Origin of the sequence: Clostridium sp. (genome assembly GCF_021372645.1) — a bacterium.
Taxonomy (GTDB): domain Bacteria; phylum Bacillota; class Clostridia; order Clostridiales; family Clostridiaceae; genus Clostridium.
Genome location: NZ_JAJFUC010000002.1, coordinates 60679 through 69190, shown reverse-complemented (window position 1 = coordinate 69190; position 8512 = coordinate 60679). Strand labels below are relative to the sequence as shown.

The following is an 8512-nucleotide window of genomic DNA, read 5'->3' as shown; positions in this document are numbered from 1 at the left end:
CCTTGCTCTGTTACTAATTTTATTATTTCCATCTTGTATTCTACTGAAAATTTCTTTCTTTTAGTCATTTGATTAACACATCCTTATCTGTACTTATTATACATACTTTTCTATGTGTCTATCAAATAGGGTATACTCCACACCTCAAATTACAGCTGAAAATAAGTTAAACAGAGAATTTAATTCAAATAATCCAAATTGTAAGTGGTTAACTGATGTAACAGAATTTAAAATTACAAATGGAAAAAAGGCATATTTAAGTGCAATTTTGGATTTATATGACAATAGTATTGTTTCGTATGTATTAGGTACTTCAAATAACAATCAATTAGTTTTTGATACATTAGATAAAGCTATCGCTTCTAATCCGGAAGCACAGCCATTATTTCATAGTGATCGAGGATTTCAATATACTAATAAAATATTTAGAGATAAATTAAACAAAATAAATGTGACTCAAAGTATGTCAAGAATTGGTCGTTGTATCGATAATGGTCCAATGGAAGGATTTTGGGGTATATTAAAGTCTGAGATGTATTACCTAAATAAATTCCAGACATATGAAAGTCTTGAACAAGCTATTTATGAATATATAGAATTTTATAATACAAAAAGATTACAGAAAAAATTAAAAGGCATGGCTCCAATTGAATATCGGAATCATACCTTAACAGCATAATTTTTTATTATTTACCCTGTCTACTTGACAGGGAGCAGTTCAAAATCTAAAATTTGGATTTTCGTGGGTTATTTATTTTATAGAAATAAATTCATACTGATAAGTGCAATACCCCTCACATTTATAAGGATAAACTAAACTACTCACCTACTAAAGTAGGTGGATTTAAGGTATAAATACCTTATACTGAAAGTCATTGCTCTTTAAGGATTAATTCTTCTAAAAGAGACCATTAGCTAAAGCAACCTAAAGAGCACGACTGAAACTCTTTATTGTTCTATTTTAAATATATCTTCTCTATCACTAAGTTCTTGGCTTTCTATATACCTTTTAATAGTTTCTTCTGTAACACTACCTACTGTTGTACAAAAATATCCTCTTGCCCATAAATGTTGCCCCAGTATCTTTTCTTTAATTCTGGAAATTCATCGTGTATCAATCTTGATGACCTTCCCTTAAGGTACTGCACAATCTTACAGGGTGCAATGTTCGGAGAACATCCTATTAACATATGAACGTGATCTTTTCTAATACTTCCTCTAACAATTGTAATCCCTCTTGCTTCGCAACCTTGCTGGATTAGTTCTCTCAATCTTGAAGCTATCGGTTGTTGCAGTACTTTATATCGATATTTTGTTACCCATATAACATGATATTTTATGTCATATACAGTGTGGCTACCTTTATTATACTCATCCATATTAATTCATTGCCTTAGTAATTAGTATGGTCATATTTACAGTTATTTAGATTGGTTTGAGTTGAAATTATAGAATTATTCAAGAAGTTATATTTTTTGTAAAATTAAAAAACCATAATAAGACTCTTAAGTGCAAATCTTATTATGGTTCGTATCTTTAATTTCTTTATATTAACTAACTTATCTTTGAGTCAATTAACTAACTAGATTTTTAAGCTAAATTGCAAGCATTAATTTTGAAGTTAATTTTAAATAAATATTTATAGCTATAAGTTAAGGGTTATCCAAATAATAGAGATTTACAAATCTTTTACTAAATATTTTACAATTCGCAAGAGTATAAACACTAAGTCAAATTTTTTGCTATCAAAAGGTGGTACAGAAGCAGCATTAATCTTTGTAATAAAAACATTTACGGAATCAGGGCTAGGGTCTGAAGATTGATAAGCTGTACAGGTGGTTGGAAAATCTGTAGATAAAGTGTATCCAGATATATAAGCATTATCTTCATTATCAACTTTAATTCCGAAGCCACCATCAAAACTATTACCGCCAAGATAAGTTGAATAAGCAAGTGAAGCCTCTCTAGATGCTAGAGTGTTAATTTTAGAAATAAAGGCATTATCGGGGCCTATATCGCTGTCGGTGTCAGGTGGTGAAGGTTGAAAAGCTGTAGGAGTAGCAGGAAAATTACTAGAATTAGTTTCACCAGTTACATAAGCATTACCATTATTATCAACTGCAATTGCGTTGCCAATATCAAAATTATTGCCGCCAAGATAAGTTGAATAAGAAAGTGAAGAATTTCCAAGTTTTAGAGTATTAATTTTAGAAACAAAAACAGTATCCCAGTCAATGTTAGGCTTTGAATGCTGGTAAGCTGAAGGGGTAGTAGGAAAATTAGTAGAAGCAGTATATCCAGTTATATAAGCATTACCACTTTTATCAATTGCAATTCCTCTAGATACATCTTCGCCATTACCACCAAGATAAGTTGAATATAAGAGCTTAGAACTATTAATAGAAATCTTCGATACAAAGGCATTTTGAGTATTTGAATCAGGAGCACAAGTTTGATAAGCTTTAGGGGTAGTAGGAAAATCTGAAGACCAAGTATATCCAGTTATATAAGCATTATCACTTTTATCAATTGCAATTCCAAAACCTTCGTCAAAGCTATTGCCACCAAGATAAGATGAATAAACAAGTGAAGCATTTCCAGCCTTTTTAGTATTGATTTTAGTGATAAAAGCATTTGAAAATACAGGGTCAGAATCTGGATTTACAGGTTGATAAGCTTTGGGAGTAGTAGGAAAATTATTAGAAGAAGTTGTTCCAGTCATATAAGCATTGCTATTATTATCAACTGCAATTCCATATGCAAAATCAAAACTATCTCCACCAAGATAAGTCGAATATAAAAGTTCAGAGCCATTAGCAGAAAGTTTTGTCAAAAATGCCTTTGTGAGACTAGAATCTGAAACTGAAGGTTGATAAGCTGTAGAAGTAGTAGGAAAATCTTTAGAATCAGTATAGCCTGTTATATAAACATTTTTCTTTTTATCAACTGCAATTCCTTGGCCTGAATCAAAATTATTACCTCCAAGGTAAGTGGAAAAAATAAGAGAATTAATCCCAGATGCATTTGTATCTATCTTTGAAATAAATGCGTCAACATTAAATTCATCTGGATCTGTAGGCTGAAAGACACCTGGAGTAGTAGGAAAATTTGTAGAAAAAGTATATCCAGTTACATAAGCATTACCATTGTTATCAATTGCAATTGCATTATTAAAATCATCATTTCCACCAAGATAAGTTGAATATTCAAGCCCAGGGTCTATAACAAGTGTATTATTTTTATCATAATTGCTATCAACCTCAAAACTAAACATATTTTCAGTTTTTAATATAAAGCTACTTTCTATTATAACTTTCTTATTTTCAATCATTTGATAGGTTAAAGGCTTTTTATCAGTAAAAGAGCCAAGTGCAGTACTAATTATAAGATTACCTTCATTATCTAATGAAATACTGTCACCACCAATATATGAAAGTTTGATATCATCTGCAGAGGCACCGGAATTTATTATAAATTCATATTTAAGCTGACCTTTAACACTAGAGAATACTAAATCTATATTGTTCCATAAGTTTTTATAAACAATTTTCTCGTAGGCTGGAACGTTTTGACACCATTTACTAGAATCATTGCATTTTAGATAATTGATTTTACAGCTGCACTCATGATCAGGTGCTATTTCCACATTTTCATTAGCACCTAAAAACTTTAGATAAAGAGCAACTCCATTAACATTTTTCAAAGGAATAGTATTTTTAGAATTTATTGTATTCTTTTTTAGGGCTTGAATTTTAGAAATGTTTTTTATATTTTCTTGAGAATTATCTATTTTAATAAAACTAAATACTGCCTCTTGGGAAGTAAGATAACAGGAAAAATTTCCGTTTAAAGAGTAGTATTTAACATTACTATTTAACTGTGCAGCATTTTTAATAAAGAAAGAAGACATATTTTTAATTAGACCTTTGGATTCTCCATCTTGTTTAAAAGTATTTTCGGAAGACATTAAAAACACCTCGATTTAAATATATTAAGGTATTGTAAAAGTTTGGTAATAAATATACCTTGTCTATATTATAATATGTAAACATCTATAATATGTTACTTTTATTTGCTGATGCAGTATGGCGCGAAATAGGCAAGCATATTGAGTTAGTATTTTTTGATTTTGCCTTAACTATGTTTTAAAATAGTGTCAACATTATAAGGTTTTTAATTGAATTCTTTCTAGAGTTTATTAGTTTATACTTATATTTTTGCATTAGAAGCTGATATTCAATATGGAATGGAAGCATTAACAGATGTAAAGTTATTGAACTTATTAATAAGAGAATAATTTAGATCAAAAAGATTATGAATTTAAAAAGCGAGTCTATAATTTAGTCTTGATTTTTAGCATTTAGATAATCGTATTAGAGTATAAAAATTAAAGTGGAATTAAAGTTTATCATATTAAGTTAATATAATGAGAAATATAAGAGTAAAATTGGTGGATTTCAAAGGTCATGATTCGCCTCCACCATGAAACCCACGAAAATCTAAAATTTGGATTTTCGTGGGTCTCTTATTTTTGAAATACAAGTTTTTTTATTTATTAATTATTAATTCACGACGAAGGTTCTCAGTTTTTGAAAATTCTTTTGTATCATAATTGAGCGTGTTTCCGAGCTCTGATATTTCTTTATATTCACTTTCAATAAATTTTAACTTTTTAAAATAACTTTTCTAAAATTAATAATACTTTTTTTGTTAAAGGGAAGTTATAATCGTTGATTCGCCACTTCATTGTTGATCTTCGAAGCAAACCCAGTATAAGATCCGCTAATTCTTCACAACTAAATTTTTTAGAAATTTCTCCTAAACTCTGTGCTTTTTCAACTAAATGTACTATGTAATTTGAACGCATTTTAAAAATATCTTGCATTTGAGTAGCTACAACATCATTGTCTCGAAATATTTCCTCAGAAAATACTATAGATGTAACTGAAGGATGTTGTTCAAAAAATTCTGTATGAGATTGAATGAAAAATACTATTGCTTCCTTAGGGTTTAGTTTTTTCTCATTAATAGAATTTATTATATTTTCAACGAAATCGCTAAAGATTTTTAATACAGATAATACTATATCTTGTTTACTTTTAAAATGCCTATATATAGCTGCCTCCTTTATTCCTTGTCGTTTGGCTAATTCACGAATAGAAAAACCCTGAATACCTAATTCATCAATAATTTCAATCGCGGATAATGTAATACTTTCTTTACGTGTTAAACCTTCATTCAAAAAATCATCTCCTTATCTATGTATATAATTCATAATTTATGTTATAATTCGTGTTAGTTAACACTTACTAACGTATAATAGCAAAGATATTTATATATTGTCAATAAATAGTTATAGATGGAGGTGATATTGAAGAGTATATAGAAAAGATGGTTGATATATTTTTGTATGAAGTTGGAAATAACCAGAAGTAATATTATAGAAGGAGGAAGTGAGAATGTTGAAGAGGAAAAAATTTGTAAAATTAACTTTGAGTTTTTTACTAATAATAGCAACTATTTCAGGGTGGTTCTTAATAAAATTCATGCAGAACAATAAGGTTGATGATAACATTTATTATGGCACAACAGAAGGAGATAAGATAAATATTTCTACAGAAATTGGAGGAAGAATTAAGGAAATTAAGATGAATGAGGGGGATAAAGTAAAGCAGGGAGATTTGGTAGCTACTATTTACTACAATGAAAGTTCTTTGAATTTAGAGAATTCAGAGATTTCCATAAAAAATGCAGAAAATAATTTGGCAAAAGTACAGGAAGGTAATAGAATAGAAGAAATTAAAGCACAGGAGGCTTTAGTAAATCAAGCACAATCTTTAGTAAAGCAAGGTGAGACTGCACTAGAAACTACTCAAAATAATGTTACTACTGCTCAAAGTAATTATGATTATAAAAAGAAAATATATGATGATACCGTAACTTTATATGAAAGTGGTGCAATCACTAAGTATAATAAAGATATGGCTAAAAATGATTTAGATAATATTTCTTCTACTTTAGATAATGCAAAGACTTCTTTAAAGAGTGTACAAGCTCAAGTAGATAATTACAAAGCTCAACTTGATGCAGCCACTCAAAAATTAACTCTTCTAGTTAATGGAGCTACTGAAAGGGATAAGAATACAGCTGAATATAATCTTGAACAAGCTAAAAATAATTATGAGATATCAAAATCGCAACTAGACAAGAGTAGTGTGATTGCCTTTACTGATGGGATTATAGAGTCTGTTAACTTTAAGCCAGGAGAATACTTAACTCCGGGAAGCTCTGTAGCTACACTTTTAGATGACGAAAATTTATGGGTTAAAATTTATGTTCCAGAAAGTATACTACCTAAAATTAAACTTGATGAAGAAGTAGTACTAAAAAGTGATTTTTTAAAGGATAAAACTGTTAACGGGAAAATAATATATATTTCGTCAGAAGCAGAGTTTACTCCTATGAATATAGTTACTAAAAAAGATAGAATGAAGCTAGTATATGAAGTAAAAGTAAAAATACTTGATAACTTAGATGTTGTAAAACCTGGTATGCTTTTTAGTGTGAATTTATAATAATGGAGGACTATTATGAACTATGCTATTTCTATAAAAAACCTTACAAAACAATTTGGCAGCTTTACAGCTGTAGACAACATATCATTTGATATACCTAAGGGGAAAATATTTGGTTTTCTAGGGCCAAATGGTTCTGGAAAATCAACCACCATAAGGATGATATGTGGAGTGTTAAGACCCACATATGGAGAGGGAATGGTACTTGAATATGACTTAGTAAAAGAATCGGAGAAGATAAAACAAAGTATAGGGTATATGTCTCAAAAATTTAGTCTATATGAGGATTTAACCGTAGAAGAGAATTTAGACTTTTATGGAAATATATATATGTTAAATAAAGATAAGCTAGAACATAGAAAAAAGGAATTAATTAAAATGGCAAATTTAGAAGGTAAAGAAAAAAGTCTTGCAGGTACTTTATCTGGAGGATGGAAACAGAGATTAGCTTTAGGATGCTCTCTTATACACAGTCCTCAGCTTCTAATATTAGATGAGCCAACTGCTGGAGTAGATCCAGTTTCAAGAAGAAATTTTTGGAGTACTATAACTAATTTAGTTAGAGATGACATGACTGTGCTTGTTACTACCCATTATATGGATGAGGCATCTGTATGTGATATTATAGGTTTTATATATAATGGTAAGCTTATAACTATTCAAACTCCTGATAACCTTTATAAAGAGCATAAGACTAATAATCTAGAAGATATATTTATAAATTATGTTAAGAAATTTTCTAATAAAGAAGTAATATCTTCCTTTGATGAGTTAAAGTCCTTCAGCAATAAGGAGAAGGAATAATGCAATTAAAAAGATTGTTTACTATAGCAAAAAAAGAATTTATACACATAAAAAGGGATAAAGCTAGTCTTGCTATTGCAGTCATGATGCCTATAATGATGCTCTTGTTATTTGGATTTGCTGTTAATACAGATGTAAATAGCGTTAATTTAGCAGTATATGATGGAAGTAAAACTATGGAGAGTAGGGAACTTGTAAATAAATTTACTAATTCATATTATTTTAAGTTATATGATGAAGTAGATTCAGCAGAGGATGTAGAAAATTATATTAGTTCGGGAAAGGTAAAAATAGGCTTAGTTATTCCACCTAACTATACTAAAATTTTGAGGAAAAATGAAACTTCAGAGGTTCAAATACTTGTTGATGGTTCTGATCCAACTATAGCAAGAACTGCTGTGTCCTATTCTGCATTAATTGGAAATAATTACTCTAGTAGCTTAAAGCTGATAGACAGAAGTAAAGCAGGTTTAGAAAATCAACAAAGTATAGGAGTCAATGTTAAACCACTGCTACTTTACAATCCTTCACTAGATAGCAGCAAATTTAATGTTCCTGGAGTTATAGGTTTAATATTGCAAAATATTACGGTCATATTAACAGCTTTTGCTATGGTAAGAGAACGAGAAAAAGGTACAATGGAACAGCTTATAATGACCCCAGTTACGCCGTTTGAATTAATAGGCGGAAAACTCATACCTTATATAATTATAGGTTTTTTAGATATGCTATTATCATTATTTTTAGGTTATATAATATTTGGAGTTGGAGTAAAGGGAAGTTTCTTATTACTCACTTTGCTTGGAACTTTGTTTTTGATATGTTCTCTAGCTATGGGGATGTTTATATCTACAATATCTAAGACTCAACTACAGGCTATGCAGTTAGCTGTAGCAATGATATTGCCTAGTGTAATTTTATCAGGATTTATGTTTCCAAGAGAAGCTATGCCGAAAATAATATATTCTATTAGCAATATTATACCTATGACGTATTTCTTAGAAATATTGAGAGGTATAATGATTAAAGGAGTTGGGCTAAGTTACTTAATCAATCCAATTAGATCTCTATTGGTTATCACTGTTATTATTATTATATTAACAATGAAAAATTTTAAAAAGACATTAGATTAA

5 protein-coding genes and 2 pseudogenes are annotated in these 8512 nt (G+C 29.5%); 4 read left to right on the top strand and 3 right to left on the bottom strand.

Annotation, left to right across the window (positions count from 1 at the left end):
• Positions 1–136 precede the first annotated feature (136 nt).
• Positions 137–679: pseudogene (locus LLF98_RS00395) on the top strand (IS3 family transposase); the annotation flags it as partial.
• Between the two features lie 323 nt (positions 680–1002).
• On the opposite strand, the pseudogene tnpA reads toward LLF98_RS00395, so the two are convergent.
• The 3 genes and pseudogenes from tnpA to LLF98_RS00380 all read right to left on the bottom strand — a co-directional run.
• Positions 1003–1379, bottom strand: a pseudogene (tnpA, locus tag LLF98_RS00390) (IS200/IS605 family transposase); the annotation flags it as partial.
• Between the two features lie 299 nt (positions 1380–1678).
• The gene (locus tag LLF98_RS00385; RefSeq protein ID WP_291699708.1) at positions 1679–3967 is read right to left on the bottom strand and encodes an SBBP repeat-containing protein; all 2289 of its coding nucleotides are present in this window, start codon (positions 3965–3967) and stop codon (positions 1679–1681) included.
• A 705-nt stretch (positions 3968–4672) separates the two neighbouring features.
• Positions 4673–5242 (bottom strand): TetR/AcrR family transcriptional regulator, encoded by a 570-nt coding sequence (locus LLF98_RS00380; RefSeq protein WP_291699706.1) that lies wholly within the window; start codon positions 5240–5242, stop codon positions 4673–4675.
• A 217-nt stretch (positions 5243–5459) separates the two neighbouring features.
• On the opposite strand from LLF98_RS00380, the gene LLF98_RS00375 reads away from it, so the two are divergent.
• The 3 genes from LLF98_RS00375 to LLF98_RS00365 are packed head-to-tail and all read left to right on the top strand — an operon-like array spanning position 5460 to position 8512.
• Positions 5460–6575, top strand: a complete 1116-nt coding sequence (locus LLF98_RS00375) for an efflux RND transporter periplasmic adaptor subunit (RefSeq protein ID WP_291699704.1) — start codon at positions 5460–5462, stop codon at positions 6573–6575.
• A gap of 15 nt (positions 6576–6590) precedes the next feature.
• Complete coding sequence (locus tag LLF98_RS00370; RefSeq protein ID WP_291699702.1) at positions 6591–7379, top strand: ABC transporter ATP-binding protein; 789 nt, start codon at positions 6591–6593, stop codon at positions 7377–7379.
• Positions 7379–8512 carry an ABC transporter permease gene (locus tag LLF98_RS00365; RefSeq protein ID WP_291699701.1) on the top strand — a complete coding sequence of 378 codons (1134 nt, stop codon included), beginning with the start codon at positions 7379–7381 and terminating at the stop codon, positions 8510–8512. The genes LLF98_RS00370 and LLF98_RS00365 overlap by 1 nt, the downstream gene beginning before the upstream one ends.